General features: G+C 65.1%; 17 protein-coding genes. 5 read left to right on the top strand and 12 right to left on the bottom strand.

Going from position 1 to position 16,561, the window contains the following annotated elements:
* Positions 1-28 precede the first annotated feature (28 nt).
* Both ACLMAJ_RS09785 and ACLMAJ_RS09780 read left to right on the top strand, forming a co-directional pair.
* Positions 29-682: a nucleotidyltransferase family protein gene (locus tag ACLMAJ_RS09785; RefSeq protein WP_412013220.1), complete on the top strand. Its 654-nt coding sequence runs from the start codon at positions 29-31 to the stop codon at positions 680-682.
* 13 nt (positions 683-695) lie between these two features.
* Positions 696-1,715: an XdhC family protein gene (locus ACLMAJ_RS09780; RefSeq protein ID WP_412013219.1), complete on the top strand. Its 1,020-nt coding sequence runs from the start codon at positions 696-698 to the stop codon at positions 1,713-1,715.
* Positions 1,716-1,734: 19 nt separating this feature from the next.
* Here the strand turns inward: ACLMAJ_RS09780 and ACLMAJ_RS09775 are convergent, their stop codons facing one another.
* The 4 genes from ACLMAJ_RS09775 to ACLMAJ_RS09760 all read right to left on the bottom strand — a co-directional run bounded on the left by ACLMAJ_RS09775 (position 1,735) and on the right by ACLMAJ_RS09760 (position 5,427).
* Positions 1,735-2,805 (bottom strand): ABC transporter substrate-binding protein, encoded by a 1,071-nt coding sequence (locus ACLMAJ_RS09775; protein WP_412013218.1) that lies wholly within the window; start codon positions 2,803-2,805, stop codon positions 1,735-1,737.
* Positions 2,806-2,881: 76 nt separating this feature from the next.
* Positions 2,882-3,679, bottom strand: a complete 798-nt coding sequence (locus ACLMAJ_RS09770) for an ABC transporter permease (RefSeq protein ID WP_412013280.1) — start codon at positions 3,677-3,679, stop codon at positions 2,882-2,884.
* Between the two features lie 169 nt (positions 3,680-3,848).
* Positions 3,849-4,595 carry an ABC transporter permease gene (locus ACLMAJ_RS09765; RefSeq protein ID WP_412013217.1) on the bottom strand — a complete coding sequence of 249 codons (747 nt, stop codon included), beginning with the start codon at positions 4,593-4,595 and terminating at the stop codon, positions 3,849-3,851.
* Positions 4,596-4,608: 13 nt separating this feature from the next.
* Complete coding sequence (locus ACLMAJ_RS09760) at positions 4,609-5,427, bottom strand: ABC transporter ATP-binding protein (protein WP_412013216.1); 819 nt, start codon at positions 5,425-5,427, stop codon at positions 4,609-4,611.
* Between the two features lie 236 nt (positions 5,428-5,663).
* On the opposite strand from ACLMAJ_RS09760, the gene pnuC reads away from it, so the two are divergent.
* Positions 5,664-6,359, top strand: a complete 696-nt coding sequence (gene pnuC, locus ACLMAJ_RS09755) for a nicotinamide riboside transporter PnuC (protein WP_412013215.1) — start codon at positions 5,664-5,666, stop codon at positions 6,357-6,359.
* Between the two features lie 15 nt (positions 6,360-6,374).
* On the opposite strand, the gene ACLMAJ_RS09750 is transcribed toward pnuC, so the two are convergent.
* From ACLMAJ_RS09750 to ACLMAJ_RS09735, 4 genes are all read right to left on the bottom strand, one after another.
* Positions 6,375-7,127: a TetR/AcrR family transcriptional regulator gene (locus tag ACLMAJ_RS09750; protein ID WP_412013214.1), complete on the bottom strand. Its 753-nt coding sequence runs from the start codon at positions 7,125-7,127 to the stop codon at positions 6,375-6,377.
* 8 nt (positions 7,128-7,135) lie between these two features.
* Complete coding sequence (locus tag ACLMAJ_RS09745) at positions 7,136-8,659, bottom strand: cytochrome P450 (RefSeq protein WP_412013213.1); 1,524 nt, start codon at positions 8,657-8,659, stop codon at positions 7,136-7,138.
* A gap of 167 nt (positions 8,660-8,826) precedes the next feature.
* A complete protein-coding gene (locus ACLMAJ_RS09740; RefSeq protein ID WP_412013212.1) occupies positions 8,827-9,618 on the bottom strand; it encodes a DeoR/GlpR family DNA-binding transcription regulator in 792 nt (263 codons plus the stop codon).
* A 132-nt stretch (positions 9,619-9,750) separates the two neighbouring features.
* The gene (locus ACLMAJ_RS09735; RefSeq protein ID WP_412013210.1) at positions 9,751-10,344 is read right to left on the bottom strand and encodes a TetR/AcrR family transcriptional regulator; all 594 of its coding nucleotides are present in this window, start codon (positions 10,342-10,344) and stop codon (positions 9,751-9,753) included.
* An 80-nt stretch (positions 10,345-10,424) separates the two neighbouring features.
* Between ACLMAJ_RS09735 and ACLMAJ_RS09730 the strand changes: the two genes are divergently transcribed.
* The gene (locus ACLMAJ_RS09730; protein WP_412013209.1) at positions 10,425-11,573 is read left to right on the top strand and encodes an FAD-dependent monooxygenase; all 1,149 of its coding nucleotides are present in this window, start codon (positions 10,425-10,427) and stop codon (positions 11,571-11,573) included.
* Between the two features lie 35 nt (positions 11,574-11,608).
* On the opposite strand, the gene ACLMAJ_RS09725 is transcribed toward ACLMAJ_RS09730, so the two are convergent.
* From ACLMAJ_RS09725 to ACLMAJ_RS09710, 4 genes are all read right to left on the bottom strand, one after another.
* The gene (locus tag ACLMAJ_RS09725; RefSeq protein WP_412013208.1) at positions 11,609-12,262 is read right to left on the bottom strand and encodes a TetR/AcrR family transcriptional regulator; all 654 of its coding nucleotides are present in this window, start codon (positions 12,260-12,262) and stop codon (positions 11,609-11,611) included.
* A gap of 145 nt (positions 12,263-12,407) precedes the next feature.
* Positions 12,408-13,277, bottom strand: coding sequence for a carbohydrate ABC transporter permease (locus ACLMAJ_RS09720; RefSeq protein WP_412013207.1), 870 nt, complete (start codon positions 13,275-13,277; stop codon positions 12,408-12,410).
* On the bottom strand, positions 13,274-14,161 hold the full coding sequence (locus tag ACLMAJ_RS09715; RefSeq protein ID WP_412013206.1) for a carbohydrate ABC transporter permease: 888 nt from the start codon (positions 14,159-14,161) through the stop codon (positions 13,274-13,276). The genes ACLMAJ_RS09720 and ACLMAJ_RS09715 overlap by 4 nt, the downstream gene beginning before the upstream one ends.
* A gap of 22 nt (positions 14,162-14,183) precedes the next feature.
* Positions 14,184-15,434 carry an extracellular solute-binding protein gene (locus tag ACLMAJ_RS09710; RefSeq protein ID WP_412013205.1) on the bottom strand — a complete coding sequence of 417 codons (1,251 nt, stop codon included), beginning with the start codon at positions 15,432-15,434 and terminating at the stop codon, positions 14,184-14,186.
* A gap of 153 nt (positions 15,435-15,587) precedes the next feature.
* On the opposite strand from ACLMAJ_RS09710, the gene ACLMAJ_RS09705 reads away from it, so the two are divergent.
* Positions 15,588-16,502, top strand: a complete 915-nt coding sequence (locus ACLMAJ_RS09705) for an SIS domain-containing protein (RefSeq protein WP_412013204.1) — start codon at positions 15,588-15,590, stop codon at positions 16,500-16,502.
* Positions 16,503-16,561 lie beyond the last annotated feature (59 nt).

Here is a 16,561-nt window from a genome sequence, read left to right as displayed (position 1 = left end):
GCAACGGTATCGGGCTACCGTTCTACACATGGGTGTTCCCAACCTTGGCGCCGGTACCGAACACGGCGGCGATCCACTACGTGGTGCGGACCGAACAGGCGGCACCGGTGCCCCCGAGTGCGTAGGCATCGTGCTCGCCGCGGGTGCGGGAACGCGTTATGGAAAGCCGAAAGTGCTCGCCGAAGGCGGCGCCTGGTTGCACTCGGCAGTAGCGGCATTGCGCGGCGGCGGCTGCGATCCGATCATCGTGGTGCTCGGCGCAACGGGTCCGTCGCCGGAGATCGTCGACCTACCCGCCGGCGTGCGCCATGTGTGGGCGGCGGACTGGGCGACGGGCATGAGCGCTTCCTTCCGCGCCGGGCTCATCGCCGCATCGCGAACTTCCGCCGCTTACGCCGCGATAATGCCGGTGGATACCCCCGATGTCGGAGCCGATGTCGTCGCCAGGGTCACCGGCGCCGCCTTCGCGGCACCGAGCGGCCTTGCTCGAGCTGTATTCCACAACACACCGGGGCATCCCGTTGTGCTCGCGCACAAGCACTGGACCTCGGCATGTAGGGAAGCCGTAGGAGATTCCGGCGGCCGCACCTATTTGTCCGGTAACAACGATATGGTGTGCGTCACGTGCGACGATTTGGCAACGGGCAACGATCGTGATTACCCGGCTTCGGCCGCACGGTGATCGGAGTTAACTGATGCGCGACATCGTCGAGGATCTACTGCGACTATGGCATTCCGGGCGTACCGGAGGGCTGGCAACCATAGTGCGCACCATCGGTTCCGGTTCACTTCCGGTGGGCGCGGCGATCCTGGTCGACGCGAACGGCTCCATCTACGGCTCGATGCTCGGCGGGTCCGTCGAGTCGACCATCTACGATGCCGCCGTCGAAGCCGCCAGCACCGGCAGGCGCGGGCTGCACCGTTTCGGGGTCCCGATCGGCGAGGCGGGCCTGGACTCCGGCGGCATGATCGACGTCTTCATCGAACCGTTCTCCCGCCGTGATTTTCCCGAATTCCCCACTGTCGCAGCGGAAATCGCCGCAAACCGGCGGGTCACCGTGTTCACCGTCGTGTGGAATCCGGACGCCGACCTCATCGGCCAGCACCTGGTCACCGATAAGCGGCACGCCACGGAATTGGTCGCGCTACCCGAATCGGATCTGTTCGTCGCGTCGTTCCCGCCGCCGCCGCGGCTGCTCATCTTCGGCGCCAACGCCTTCGCGGCGGCACTCACCGTGCAGGCGAAGCTGCTGGGCTATCGCGTCACCATCTGCGACTCGCGTGACACCGTCGCCACTCCCGACGCCTTCCCCGGCGCGGAAGTCGTCGTGGACTGGCCGCATCGCTACTTGAATACCCTGTCCGCGGCGGGTGAGATCGACAGCAACACCGGGATTGTCGTGCTCTCCTACGATCCGAAGTTCGAGATCCCGCTGCTGACGGTGGCATTGCGACTACCTGAGCTCGGCTATCTCGGTGCGGTCGGCTCCAGAGCCGCGCACCTCAGGCGCATCGAGGACCTCCAGGCGGGCGGCTTCGACGACGCGATGCTCGCGCGTCTGCACTCACCCGCCGGGCTCGATGTCGGCGCGCGGACCGCGGCCGAGGTCGCGATCTCGATCGCCGCGCAACTGCTTGCCGCCCGATCCGGTCGGACCGGGCGGCACCTATCCGAAAGTGTCGACACCGCGCAATCCGCGCAAGCATTCGCTTGATCGGCGAAGGGGGAGAATTTTATTTCAGGGCGGGGTTCTCGGCGTACACCTCACGCAGCACCGACAGATCGAACAGCTGATCGGCCTTGATGTCGATCTTGGCGGTGCGCAGCGCGGCGATGTTCTGTTCGATCAGCGAATCGGTCATGCTCAGCAGGCCGTTGGCCGTGGTGTCCTGCGAAACGACAAGGCCGTTCTGCGCGATCGCCTCCTTGGTCTGCTCGGCCAGGTCGAGCTTCTGATCCTTGCCGTACACCTCGACGGCCAGCCTCGCTGATTCCGCAGGGTCCCCGATGGCGTCCTTCCAGCCCTTGATCTCGGCGATGAGGAAGGCCTTGAGCTTGTCGCGCTCCTTGTCGATGGTGGATTGCTTGACGGTCAGCGTCTCGGCGACCAGCGGCAGGTTGTAGTCAGCGAACAAGAAGTGATTGTTCTCGAATCCCTTCGCTGCCAAGGTAATCGGTTCATTGGTGACATAGCTGACCCAGCCGTCGACCTCGCCGTTGGCCAGCGGAGTCGGATCGAACTGGGCGGGCACGATGGTGACATCGCTCGGCTTCATGCCGTTGGCGGCCAACAGCGCGCCGAAGATCAACTGGTTGGTGTCCTGCACACCGATCTTGCGGCCCTTCATGTCCGCGGGGGTCTTGATCGGCTTCGCGGCGGAACTGACGATCGCGAAGGGGTTCTTCTGATAGGTGGTGCCCACGATCTTCGCGGGCAGGCCCTCGAGAATGGCGGGCGCGGTGGTCTGCGGCGCCGAGGTACCGAGCCACACTTTGCCGGTGTCGAGCCCGGCCTCGACGGATGTGCTCGCCGCACCGCCCGCGATCAAGTTGACGGAGCCGAAACCCGCCTCCTTGTAATAGCCCTTCGAATCGGCGAAGTATTCGCCCGCGAATTCGATGTTTTTCAACCAGGAGAGCTGGATCGCGACGGTGCCGTATTTCGAACCGTCGTCGCTCGAGCCGCCCGATGAGCTGCTGGAATCGGACCCGCATGCGGCGAGCAGTCCGGTGCCGCCGAGCACAGCGCCTGCGAGCGCGGAGTAGCGGAGGAATGAACGGCGGTCCAGAAACTCTGTTGTCATGCGCCGAATCTAGGTCGATTCCGTTTCGATTTCTTTACTTTCAGGTTCCGAGCATTAATTCGCGCGAATCTCGGCATCAACGGCGACCGGCTTCGGGGCCGAAGCGAGCGAGCACGAGGTTTTCGATCACACCGACGACCGCGTACAGGATCACCGACACGATGGTGACGATGACGATCGACGCCCACAGCTTGTTGTACTGGAACGTCGGAATGGCACGGATCAAGCTCGCGCCCAGGCCGGTGCCACTGCCGAGCCATTCCCCGAGCAGCGCGCCGATCAGCGCGCCGGGCACCGAGATTCGGGCCGCGGCGAACACCGAGGGCAGCGCGGCAGGGACCGCGACCATCCGCAGGCCGGTCCAGCGCGAGCCACCGTAGGCGGTCACCAGGTCGAGCGCCTGCCGTGGTGCGTTGCGCAATCCCGCCATGATCATCACAAGCGCCGGGAAGAACACCACGATCGCGGCCATCACCGTGACACCGGCGACCCCACGCCCGAACACCAGCACGATGATCGGCGTCAGCGCTACCAGCGGCACCGAGCGAAGCAGCATGGCGACCGGAAGGAAGGTCTGTTCGACCGCAGCGAACGATACGAACAGCGCGGCAACCACCAACGCGGCCCCCATCCCCAACCCGAACCCGATCGCCGCGTCCCGCAACGTGATCTGTAGATCGTCGAAAATCGCCTGTCGCGCTGTCCCCGCATTCTCGGCGGTGACGAGGTACTTCCAGATATCGCTCGGCGTCTTACCCACCCGCGGCCCGACCTGCGGGAACGCCTTCAAGAAGACGTACCAGATGGCGAGCATCAGCAATAGCGATGTGAACAGCGGGAACAGGAACCGCCCTATCCGCCGCAGTACATCCACGGTGCCCGCGGCGGCACTCGGCCGAGACGCCTGGATGTCGACCGCCGTGGCGTCGCGCACCTTGGCCGGGTCCGTGCCGTCGACTCCGTCGCTCACGACTGCTCCTCGCTGACGCTCGGCTCCGTCGTGCGCAACGCGCACAGTGACATGGCTCGCTCGCTGCGCTCGCTCATCGGACCTCCTGTGTCGTCCACGGCGCGACCAACCGGGCGGCCAGCGCGACGACCGCGTAGCCGAGCCCCGCCAGCACCGCGGCGGCCAGTGCCATACCCCAGGTGCGTGGCACGTTGTAGGCGGTTTGAGCGGCGGTCAGCGCGACGCCGATCCCGCTGTCCACGCCACCGAGATATTCACCGATGATCGCGCCGAGCACCGCGGAGGGTGCGGCGATCTTCAACGCCGCGAACGTATTCGGCAGTGCGGAGATCACCTGCACCCGGTACAGCTGCTGCCAGCGGCCGCCGCCGTAGGCACGCACCAGGTCGAGGCTGGTCTGGTCGGCCGAGCGCAAGCCGGTCACCGTTCCGACCATGGTGGTGAAGAAGCAGTACATCGCGGCGAGGAACACCGTCGGGGTGCGGCCGCCGAAAACCACCAGAATGATCGGGCCGAGCGCGAGCAGCGGTGTGCAGTAGCTGAGGATGGCCAGCTGGGTGGCCAGCGGTTCGATCGGCGGAATCAGCATGATCAGGATCGCGAGCCCGATGGCGAGCGCATTGCCCCACACGAAGCCCTTCAGCGCGCCCAACGCGGTGACACGGAAGTTGGGGCCGTAGAGCGCCCAGCCGTCGTGGTACATGGTGTCGAGCACGCGCCATGGGCTCGGAATCGTGCCGCCCGCGACACCCGTCGCCGCGAGCAGCCACCAGATCGCGATCAGTCCGACAATGCCGAGCAGCCCGCCTATTCGTTTCACGCGACGCCTCGTTTCATGCGACGCCGCCCTTGCCCGACTTCCCGAACAGCAGCTCCGAGAGGTAATCGTGCAACTTGTGGAACTCCGGCGTCCGCATCATCTCGGGGGTCCGCGGACGCGGCAGATCGATCTCGACCAGCTCGAGCACCCGACCGGGCCGCGGGCTCATCACCGCGACCACATCGGAGAGGAACACCGCCTCCGCGATGCCATGGGTGACCATCAGCGTGGTCGCCGGCTTCTCGGTCCAGATCCGCAGCAGTTCCAGATTGAGCCGCTGCCTGGTCATATCATCGAGCGCGCCGAACGGTTCGTCGAGCAGCAGCACCGTCGGCTTCACCACCAGCGCCCGCGCGATCGAGACCCGCTGCCGCATACCGCCGGACAACTGTGCGGGCTTGGCCTTCTCGAAGCCGTCGAGCCCGACCAGCTCGATAAGATCGGCGATCTGCGACGGGTCCGGCTTCAGGCCCGCAACCTGTAGCGGCAGCTTGATATTGGATTCCACCGAACGCCACGGCAGCAGCGCCGAATCTTGGAAGGCGATGCCGAGCTCATGGTGACCGCGCAGCTCGGCGGGCGTCTCACCATTGATGAGGGCCTTGCCCGCGGTCGGCGTCTCCAGTCCGGCCAATATGCGCAACACCGTCGATTTCCCGCAGCCCGACGGCCCGAGCAGCGAAAGAAACGCACCCTGCTCCGTGTGTAGATCCACCGAATCCAACGCCTGCACCGTGCGCCTGCCGACGCGGAAGGTCTTCGTCAACCCGCTGATATGGATGCCCGTCCCCCCGATGGACTCCTGATCGCCGGTATCGCTCGCCGTGCTCATAGGGCAAACACTAGGAGCAGGTCATTGCGCGGATATTGCGAATCGCCACCCCAGATTGCGCAATCGTTACGCGGCGCACCCACGGACCGCTTTCCGTTCGAATCCCGTGCCGTTTCGAGCGACCTGCAAGCAGTCACTAGCGGCGCCGTTTCGAGCGACCTGCAAGCAGTCGCCAGCGGCCTGACCCGAATCCGGCCGTGCGGATGAGAAACCGCCCGCTGACGGTTACATCGGTCGTGAACCCGATTTACGCGCTGCTCGACGCCAAGCTGCATATCGCAGGCTCGGAGATCCTGTGGCGCGAGGTGATCGGCAACGGCTTCGGGTTGGGGTCGGCGATCGGCGGCATGCGACGGCGGGTCTGGGCGTGGCCGGTCGGGATCGCGGGCAATGCCTTGTTGTTCACGGTTTTCGTCGGCGGCGTTTTCAACACACCCCAGCATCTGAACATGGCCGGCCAGGCGGGCCGCCAGCTGATGTTCGTCGCGGTCAGCGTTTACGGCTGGTGGAGCTGGTACCGCCATGCCCGCATCGAAACCGGTTTAGAGCATCGCGGCGTCGAGCCACGGTGGGCAAGCCGGAAGGAACGGTGGGGGCTGGTCGCCGCGATGCTGATCGGCACCGCCGCCTTCGCCCAGCTCTTCGCTGCGATCGGCTCCTACGGACCGTGGGCCGAAGCGTGGATCTTCACCGGCTCGGTCCTCGCGACCTACGGCATGGCCCGTGGCCTCGCCGAATTCTGGCTCATCTGGATCGCGGTCGACCTGGTCGGCGTGCCACTGTTGCTAAAAGCCGGCTACTACCCTTCGGCAACTCTCTACATCGTCTACGCGGGCTTCGTCGCCTGGGGATTCGTCGTCTGGGCACGAAACCTTCGTTCGCAACAGAGCTCGGCTGCCACCGACCGCGAGGTCGTGGCGATCGATAAGTAGCCTCCGGCGCGGATTTCAGTGGTCGGTGTGGTCGGCCGCGGCGTCGGCGAAGAGTTCGCCGAGGACGGCGGCGACGTTGGCCGAGCGGTCGAAGTGATAGCCGAGGTCGTCCGCGTGGCCTGCGAACATGTACCAGGTCGATGCGGTGAGCAGGGTGGCGATTGCTTCCCGGTCCGGCCGTTCAGTATCGGTCGGTGTGCAAATGTATTGCGTGACAACGCCCTCCACCATGCCGATCAGCCCGACCGACAGTGGACGAAAGCCCGTCACGTCGATGCCGAGCACCGCCGTCCACGACGAAAACCGTTGCCACAGCGCGTCGGCGATCCGATGCCGTGCGGTCGCGAGGCCGCTCTCCCCCGCTTTGCTGCCGTGCACGTCGCCGGACCAGCCGAATCGATACAGATTCGGATGTTCGGCCGCCCATGAGACGACCGCGCGCATGATCTCGAGAATGATCGCCTCGGCACTCTTGCCTGGATCGAGCACGAGCATCGACTCGAACTCCGCCAGATAGCGCCCGAGAATGAACTCGCGGACGTGGGCGTCGAGGTCTTCCCGATTCTCGAACTGCCGATAGATCACCGAGCGCGCCAGACCGGCCCGCTCGGCGATCTGCTGGATGGAAACCTCCGCACCTGGCGCGTTGTCCTCGATCAGCGCGACGGCTGTTTCCAGGATCAAGGTCTGCCGCGCGGAGTTGTGTTCCTTCCAGCGCTGCCCACTCGAGCGCCTGCGATGGTGTCGCATGTCGGCGGGCGGCTTCACGGTGCCGACTATACGGCGGCGTCGGCCGACTCCGACTCCGGCAGGAATCGAGGCCGCATCGGCAGCGGGCCGTCCGGACCGCCGGTGAAGGAGATCTGTCTTCGTACCCGCTGCGGCGAGACCGCGTCCAACTGCAACTGCTGCGCGAAGGTGGCCACCACCAGCGCCGCCTCCATACTCGCGAATCCCGATGCGACGCACATCCTTTTGCCCGCGCCGAAGGGTAGCGAGGCCCGCTTCTGTTCGCGCTCCAGGTTTTCGGACAGGTACCTGCTCGGGTCGAATTCCTCGGGCCGATCCCAGACCCGCTGGTGGTGGTGGACACCGTGCACGACGATCGCCACCGTGGTCCCCGGCTTTATCGGGTATCCGGCGAGAGCGTCGTGGTCCTTCGCGGTCCTCGCCAGGCCGATCACCGGTGGCAGCAGCCGCATGGTCTCGGCGACGATGGCCTGCGTCCACGGCAGGTTGTCCAGGTCGGCGGCGGTCGCGGGGCGCGAGCCGAGTACCGAGCGCACCTCCTCGTGCAGACGCTGCCGCGCGATGGGATGCTCCGACAGCAGCTGCCACACCCAGCTCAGCGCGGTCGCGGTGGTCTCCATACCAGCGCCGATGAAGGTCATCAGCTCGTCGTGGATCTCCTGATCGGTGTACCGGTAACCGGTTTCGGGGTCCGACGCGTCCATCAGCAGCGCGAGCAGATTGTCCTTGCGATCGATACGTCCGCTGCGATGGTCGGCGATCAATCCGTCCACCACATTCTCGGCGTGCTTCAGGTCGCGCATAGCCTTCGGCTCGACCAGCCAACCGGAGGCCCGCATGATGCGCATCGGCAGCCGGGAGTTCGCGGCATCTCCGTCGCGACGGCCGCGCTTGTGCAGCCAGATCCCGAATCTGTGCATCGGGCGACTGAGGTTGGTCATGAAACCGCGCCCGAAGAATCGCAACAGCCTGGCGAGTACCACCTCGGACATCGGCCCCGTGATATCGGTGCCGAACATGGTGCGCGAGGTGATATCCAATGTGAGCCGGTTCATTTCGGCGCCGATATCGACCGGGTCGCCGGTGGCCGAGAGTTCGCGAATGCGCTCCACCGCGGCACGGGCGGCCTCGACCATGACCGGCGCGAACCCGTCCACATTGCGCTTGGCGAAGATCGGCTGCACCAGCCGCCGATTGCGTTGCCAGTTCGCATCATTCAGATCGGTGACCAGTCCACGGCCGAATGCGACTGCGAGCATGTCGTATTCGGGACTCTTCGTGTAGTTGTTCTGGTTGGTGACCAGCACGTGCCGAGCCAGTTCCGGACTGCGCACGATGACGAACTTCGCGAATGGCACGCGAGCGACCAGGATGTCGTCCTGCCCGGGCAGACCGGTCACATAGTCGAGCACGGTGTGGTCGCGGACGCGCGGCAGGATGCGCAGTGACAGTCGGACCGACTCCCGCCAGCTGACAGGTGTGTTGTGCCAGCGGATAAAGGTCGGCGCCCACCTGGGCGGATGCATTGTGGAATCGACACCGTCGGCCATAGCCCGGCTCCCTTTGACGTTATCAATGAGACGTAATGTCCCACTAACGGTAGTGAGACATGGTGACTCGGTCAATGGGCTCGCGGCTTCGGATCGGCGAACAGTCGCCATCGACAAAACAGCCCGGCGAGCCGAATGGCCGCCGGGCTGTGCCGCACGAAATCTCGCTACACGATGTCGACCCGGACGCCCGCGGCACGAATCGTCGCGACGGCCGCGGGCTCCGCGTCGGTATCGGTGACGAGCACATCGACCTGCTCGATGCCGCAGATCCTGGCCAGCGCCGACCGTTCCAGCTTGTCGGCGGTGGCGACCACCATGACGTAGCCGGAACGGCGCACCATCTCGGTGGTCACCCCCGCCTCGTCGATATGCCTGCACTGGGCGCCACCCTCGGCGGAGATCGCGTTCACCCCGAGGATCAGCGAATCCAAGCGCAGTTCGGCAAGCGCGCGTTCGGCAAGCGGCCCGTGCAGCTCATAGGATTCCCTGCGGGCAACACCGCCGAGACAGATGGTGCGCAGGTGCGGGCGCAGCACCATCTCACCGGCGATATTCAACGCATTGGTGACGATCGTGAGCTGGTCACCGCCCGCGGTCGTCAGATCGGCGCGCCCGGCAAGCGCCCGCGCGACCGCCGTAGTCGTTGTGCCACCGTTCATTCCGATCACCGCACTCGGATTGACAAGTGTCGCAGCGTGTTCGGCGATCCGTTGCTTGGCCTCGCCGCTGGTCTGCCGGTAGCGGGCAGGCAGCTCATATGCCACGGTGGTGGCGACAACCCCGCCGTGCGTCCTGGTCGCCAACTGCTGTTCGGCGAGCGCGGTGAAGTCACGGCGCACCGTCGCCGGTGAGACACCGAGCCGATCGGCGGCATCCTCCACCGAAAGCCGCCCCGAGTCGGCGAGCAGCTCGAGCAGCCGGTTCCACCGCTGCGGCCGATCCGTCGGTCCGGTCATCTCAGCCCACCCCGTTCGATCCGGCGACCTGCCGTTTTTCGATGCACGCGAATAATCTGACCACAGGCACGCTGCCGACCGTAGAGATTCCGGGCGGGTATTGCCAAGCTCGGCGACAACCACACGAAACCCTCACCGCCTTTGCGGGGCTGCCCGCAGCCCGTCCAGCACGATCTCGACGACCCGATGGACGGCCTCGGTATACGACTCATTCGATCGGGTGTAGATCTGCAAGGTCATCAGGGCGGCCACCTCCTCCACCTCGACATCATCGCGCATGGCGCCGGATGCCTTGGCCTGCTCGGTCATTCGATCGACAAGGTCGACCACCTTGCCGCGCACCTCGCGCAACCGAGGATCGGCCTGGATCTCCGCGTGCAGATTGGGCTCGATGGCCGCGGCAAGCCCGCCCACCCGCCGCTCGGCGCATTCGTGCAGGAATCGACACAGCGCGGCCCACGCGTCCTCCTCCTCCTGCCAGGCGGTCGCGGCCGTCTGCGCCAGGTCGGCGAGATAGGAGTGGGCGACCGCGGAGATCAGCGCGTCGCGGTCGGGGAAGTGCCGATACAGGGTGCCGACGCCGACGCCGGCCCGGTCGGCGACCGCCTTCATCGGCACGTCGACGCCCTGTTCGCGAAATGCCACCAGGGTCGCCGCGATGATCTGGTCCCGATTATTTCTGGCATCCGCCCTCTTCCCCGGGGTCGTCACCATCACCTCCAACATTAAGTGGACGAAATCCTTCCGCTTACAGTACGCTTCCAGTTAAACGGACGAATTTCGTCCGCTTATCGGAAGGTGTAGCCATGAACAAGACGGTTCTGATCTCGGGTGCGGGCATCGGCGGATCGACGCTGGCGTTCTGGCTGGCCCACCGTGGGTTCCAGGTCACGGTGGTCGAGCGAGCCGCAGGGCAGCGCTCGAGCGGGAATCCGGTCGACGTCAAAGGACCCGCCGTCGACGTGGTCGAGAAGATGGGCATCATGCCGCAACTGCGCGCGGCCGGGTCCGACGTCTCGAGAATGAGCTTTGTCGACGGACGCGGCCGCCGGGTCGCGCACGTCGACCTGAAGGCATTCCAGGGATCGGCGGGCGATCGCGAAGTCGAGGTGCCCCGAGCCGATCTCGCGAGCATCCTGCTGGACGCGGGTCGCGAGAAGGCCGAATTCCTTTGGGACGACACCATTACCAGCCTCGCCCAAGACTCCGACGGCGTGGAGGTCACCTTCGCCGTCGCGCGTCCGCGCCGATTCGACCTCGTCATCGGCGCGGACGGACTGCATTCCACGGTCCGCCGCTTGGCTTTCGGGGACGAGACCGAGTTCCTCGTGCACCAGGGGATCTACGTCGCGACGCTGCGGATCGACCGCCCCTTCGGCAACGACAGGGAGGTCCTCATCTACAACACACCGGGGCGGGCGCTCGCGGTGCATCCGACGCGCGGTAACGCCGTCGCGGCATTCATGTTCCGCCACAGCGGAGTACCGGGTTACGACCACCGTGATACCGAGCTGCACAAGCGGATGGTCATCGATGCCTTTACCGATCAGGGTTGGCGGCTGCCCGAACTGCTGGACCAGGTGCGTGGCACCGACGACCTGTTCTTCGACTCCGTCAGCAAGGGCGAGCTGCCGCGATGGTCGAACGGTCGCATCGCCTTGCTCGGGGACGCCGCCTCGTGCGTCTCGCTGTTCGGCGACGGTTCCACGCTGGCTATAGCCGGTGCGTACACGTTGGCCGAAAAGCTCGCGGCCGACACCACAGATCATGACGCGGCGTTCCAGCGCTACGAGCAGCGGCACCGCGTGCTGGTGGAACCCAAGCTCGAGGGTGTTACCGCCGCGGCGGCCATGCTGATCCCCGCGACCAGGGCCGGGATCGCGGTGCGCAATGCGGCCACTCGAGTAGTGCCCGCGGTTCTCGCCATCCGTAGTCGGCTACGGCCTGCGGCGTGATGAAGCTGTACCGGGCCTTACATCGGAATCCGAAATCAGTTCAGCGCGAGCCCGGAATTCACGAAATATGCTATCTCCTCGCATATTTCATCGAGCGAGATCACCGAATCGGGCAGCGTCTTCTGAACCAGCTCCTGCGCAAGCGAATTCACCGCGCCGATCACCGAGAGCGCGAAAAGTTCGAACCGCCGCGACTTGGTTTCACCGCGTTCGACAGCGCGTTCCGCCTCACTGATCAACAGCTCCGAAAGGAGGCGGCGCTGCCGCCTGCGCCAATCCTCCACCGCCGGGCTGACACCGACCACCTCGACGTAGCAGACCCGGGCGGAGCGCTGATCGTGACAAGTCACATCCAGGTAGGCGCGAAAACCGTCGACGACCCTTTTCGACAGCGGCTCGCCTTGGTTCCTTTCCAATGCCTCCAACGCCCGCTCGACCGCGCGCAAGGTAATGCGATTGGCCAGCGCGATCAACAAAGCCTCGCGACTTCCCATATCTTCGTAGAAGCTGCGGGTGGAAACATTGGCGGTGGTACAGAGACGTTCGATCGAGGTCGCTGCATAACCATGCGTGCCGAACAACTCGAGCGCGGCATCGACAAGCCGCGTCTGCCGCTGCGCTACCCGCTGTTCCTTGGACAGGCCGCCGTAACTGCGACCGTCTCTCGCTTCATATTCCCGCAGTGCCACCCTTCGATGCTACCGCCGCGTTCCGATGGCCGGCCCGACGAGAGCTCGGGCCTTGGGCCGCAACAGATCTGAGAGTCCCTGAGCGAACTGCGGCTCGGTCGACGTGCTGACCGGGCAGATATTCACCATGGCCCGACCCGGACAGCTACTTGACGCTGCCCGCGGTCAGGCCAGCCACCAGTCGCTTTTCGATGAACGCGAACAGGATGACCACCGGAATAATGCCGACCGTGGAGATGGAGAAGACGTACTGCCACGCGGTGTCGTACTGTCCGACGAACTTGGTCAGCGCCACCGACAGCGGCTGATTCTCCGGGGTGGTGAGCACGACCAGGCTGGCCGCGAACTCGTTCCAGCAGGCGACGACGGTGAAGATCGTCGCGGTAACGATGCCGGGCCACACCAGCGGCAGACTCACCTTGGTCAGGATCTGCCAGCGGTTCAGACCATCGAGCTGTGCGGCCTCCTCGATCTCCACCGGAATCGCGGCGAAGAAGCTGTGCAGAATCCATACCGCGAACGACAGGTTGAACGCGGCGTTCACCAGGATCATCGCCAGCCAGGTGTCGTTGATACCGAGGGTGAAGAACTGCCGGATCAGGCCGGTAACCAGCACCGTCGGCTGCATCATCTGAGTGACGAGCACCAGCCCGAGGAACGCCGCCCTGCCCGGAAAACGGTGGCGCGCGGTGTAATACGCGGCCGGAATGGCGACGACGAGCACAAGCGCGGTGGCGAACACCGAGATGACGATCGTGCTGACCATATTGAACGGCAGCGGCGTCTCCGGCGTGTCCCACATGGTTCTGTAGTTGTCCAGGTGCCAGGACTCCGGCAGGTATGTCGGTGGGATGCGCAGGATTTCGGCTCTGCTCTTCAATGACCCGAGCACCATGACGATGAACGGGATCAAGAAGATCGCGGCAACCAGTACGCCGACCGCGGTGAGCTCCCAGCGTCGCCGTCTGCCGCGTCCGCCCTCGACTTCCGGAGTCGCAGCGGCAGGCGCGCTCATCCGTCGACCTGCCGCGTCGGCTTGATGACCTTCACGTAGATCGCGATGATCACCACGATCAGGCCGAAGTTGAGCACGCTCATCGCAGCGGCGGTATCGATCTGCTGGTTCTGTCGAATCAGCTTGAACGTCAACGTGGTTGTCGTATCGGCCGAGAATCCCGCGATGCTGCCGGTGATCACCTGCAAGATCGGTAGCGAGTTGAACACATTGATGATGTTGATGATGGTGGCCACCGCGATCGCTGGACGTAGTTGTGGCAGTGTGAGATACCGGTAGCGCTGCCACGGACTCGCACCGTCGACCCGTCCGGCCTCCCCGATTTCCGCCGGAATCCCTTGCAGTCCGGCCAGAATCGTGTAGGTGGTGAACGGAATCGAGACGAACACCGCGACCCCCATCGCCACCAGGAACGCCGGGACCGGCTGCTTGGTGAAGCCGTAGCCACGGTCGAGCAGCCCGATGTCGACGAGGAATCGGTTGGCGATACCGACGTCGGGATCGAGCATGTAGTAGAAGATCGTCGTCGTCATCACCACCGAGGCCGCCCACGGCACCAGGATCGCCATCCGCACGGCGGTGCGTCCTGGAAAGTCCTTGTTCAGGAACTGGGCCAGCGCCGCCGAGAGCAGCAGGGTGACAACCACGACGCAGAACACCCAGATCACGGTGTGCAGCAACACCGATCCCAGTTCAGCGATGTCGAACAGGTTGCGGTAGTTGGCCAAACCGGCGGAGCCGCGATCCTGACCGTAGGCGCTCAGGTCCCGGGTGCTCGTCCAGACCATGTAGCCGACAGGGAAGGCGACGATGGCCGCGATGAGCACCAGGGAGGGCCCGAGCCACGGTAATGCCCGCAGCGCGCCGGCCCGCCCCGATGGCACCCGGGTTCCTGTGCGCCCCACGTTATTTCGCGGCTTCTTGGATGCGCTGCAACACCTGCGCCGGGTCGGCGCCCTGCGCGATGGTGCCCATCTGCTGACGAATAGCCCCCTGTGCCGCAGCCCATTTCGGGTTGTTGCTCGGGTAGAACTTGGCCACCGGCAGCGTCGCGCCGAATGCCTTCGTCACCGGATCACCAGCGAGCTTGGCGGCCGCGCTATTGGTGATCGGGATGAAGCCCTCGTGCTGTACGAAATTCGCGTAGGTGTCCGCGCCGTAGAAGAAGTCGAGGAACTTCTTGATCGACTCCGTCTTCTTGCCGGCCTTCTTGAACGCCATCAGATGGTCGGCCACGCCGAGGGTGACCGGAGCGCCGGTCTTGGTCGGAGAGGGCGCGGTCGCGTACGGCAAACCCGCGTTCTTCGACGCGATCTGGCCGATGGTGGGCGGCAGGCCCTCGATCATGCCGATCTTGCCCTGAATGAAGGCGTTGATGACGTCCTTGCGATCGGTGGCACCGGGATTGGGCTGGGTCGCACCGGCATCGATGAGTTCGCGCATCGCCTTGACACCCTCGAGGTTCTGCGGGGTATCCACGGTGATCTTGTCGCCGTCGGCCCAGTCGCCGCCGGCGCCGAAGGTCCAGATGGAGGTCTCGCCCTGGGCCTCCTCACTGCCGAGGGGAAGACCGTAGCCGGACACGCCACCGCCGAGCGCCTGGACCTTCTTGGCCGCCTCGGTGAGCTCGGCCCACGTCTTCGGCGGCGCCGCGACGCCCGCCTTGGTGAACAGGTCGGTGTTGTAGAAGAGGGTGCGCGTGGATGCGAACAGCGGCAGCGCGAACTGCTGACCGTTGAGCGAGGCGTTCTTGGCGAAGCCGGGCTGGATGTCCGAAAGCACGTTCGGGGACACCACCTCGGAGGCCCCGTAGAGCATGCCGTCACCGGCGAAGCTCGCGTAGGCGTCGATATTCAGGATGTCCGGCGTGGTCGATTGGGACTGCAGCTTGGTCCGCACCACGTCGTTGATCGAGTTCCACGACTCCAACTGGAGATTGACCTCGACCCCGGGATTTGCCTTCTCGAAGTCGGCGATAATGCCGTCCCACAGGGCCTTCGTACCGGTGGCGCCGTCGCTGTAGACGGGGGCCAGGAAGTTGATGGTGGAGTCGGAGTCGGCCGAGTTATTCGAGCCGAACCCACAGGACGAAACTGCGAGGGCGAGGCCGGTGGCCATCGCGATCCCCGCGAGCACGCCGTGGAGTGGTCTTTTCACGAGCAGAACCTTTCAATTTCACACCAGGCGCCAACGGACCGCCGATGATGGAACGAACATCGCTGGTGATGAATCTAGACCCAATAGTGATCATATGTGACTGTTTTGCGTGTAAATTTGACATGAACGATCATCAGGGTCGATTCTATTGTGGTGTCGATCTCCGCTCACCCCACCCCCGTGCCCCATCTGGCCACCGAGGTCGCCACCCAGCCGGACGACTGGGCGCGCGCCGAAACCACCGCTGCCGAACATCGCGCCGTACTGCCCCAACCGGGCGAACGCGTCGCGATCATCGGCTGCGGCACTTCACTGTTTATGTCCCGAGCCATCGCAGCGCTGCGTGAGGGATCCGGTCATGGCAACACCGACGCCTGGCCTGCCAGTGAAGTCCGCAGCGGTCGCGAATACGACCGCTACCTCGTTATCTGCCGCTCGGGCACCACCACCGAGGTGGTCAACGCCATGCGGGAGATCCCCACCCACATTCCGCGAACCGTCATTTGCAGCAGCCCGGGCACCCCTGTGCTCGAGCTGGGCGACCCGATCCTGATCGACGAGGTCGACGAGCAGTCCGTGGTGCAGACCCGTTTCGCGACCACCACGCTCGCCATCCTGCGCTGGCACCTCGGTGCGGACCTGAACCCCGCGATCGCCCAGGCCCGCGCCGTGCTCGCCGAAGATCCCGCAGTGTCGCTGGCCGCTGTCCGCCACGCCGAACAGATCAGCTTCGTCGGGATGGGCTTCGCCGCCGCCATCGCCGAGGAAGCCGGACTCAAGCTCCGCGAGTCCTGCCAGTCCTGGACGGAGGCCTACCTACAGACCGAATATCGCCACGGCCCCATCAGCATCTCCACGCCAGGCCGCGCCGTCTGGGCCTTCGGCCCGCTGGTCCCCAATTTCGAAGCCGACGTCGCGGTCACCGGCGCCCACTTCGAACACCGCGATATCGACCCGATGGCCGACCTCGTCCGTGTCCACCAACTTTGCGTACTACGCTCCGCCGACCAGGGCCTCGACCCCGACCACCCCCGCAATCTCAACCGCTCGGTTGTGCTCGAGCAGTGACCCTGGCGCCACCATGACCGACTCACCGGCGACCACAAACGGATCCGCGCTGCTCACGC

Origin of the sequence: Nocardia arseniciresistens, assembly GCF_046764875.1 — a bacterium.
In the GTDB taxonomy this organism is placed as follows: Bacteria; Actinomycetota; Actinomycetes; order Mycobacteriales; family Mycobacteriaceae; genus Nocardia; species Nocardia arseniciresistens.
The sequence above is the reverse complement of the archived record's forward strand: the minus strand, read 5'-3'. Positions and strand labels throughout refer to the sequence as shown.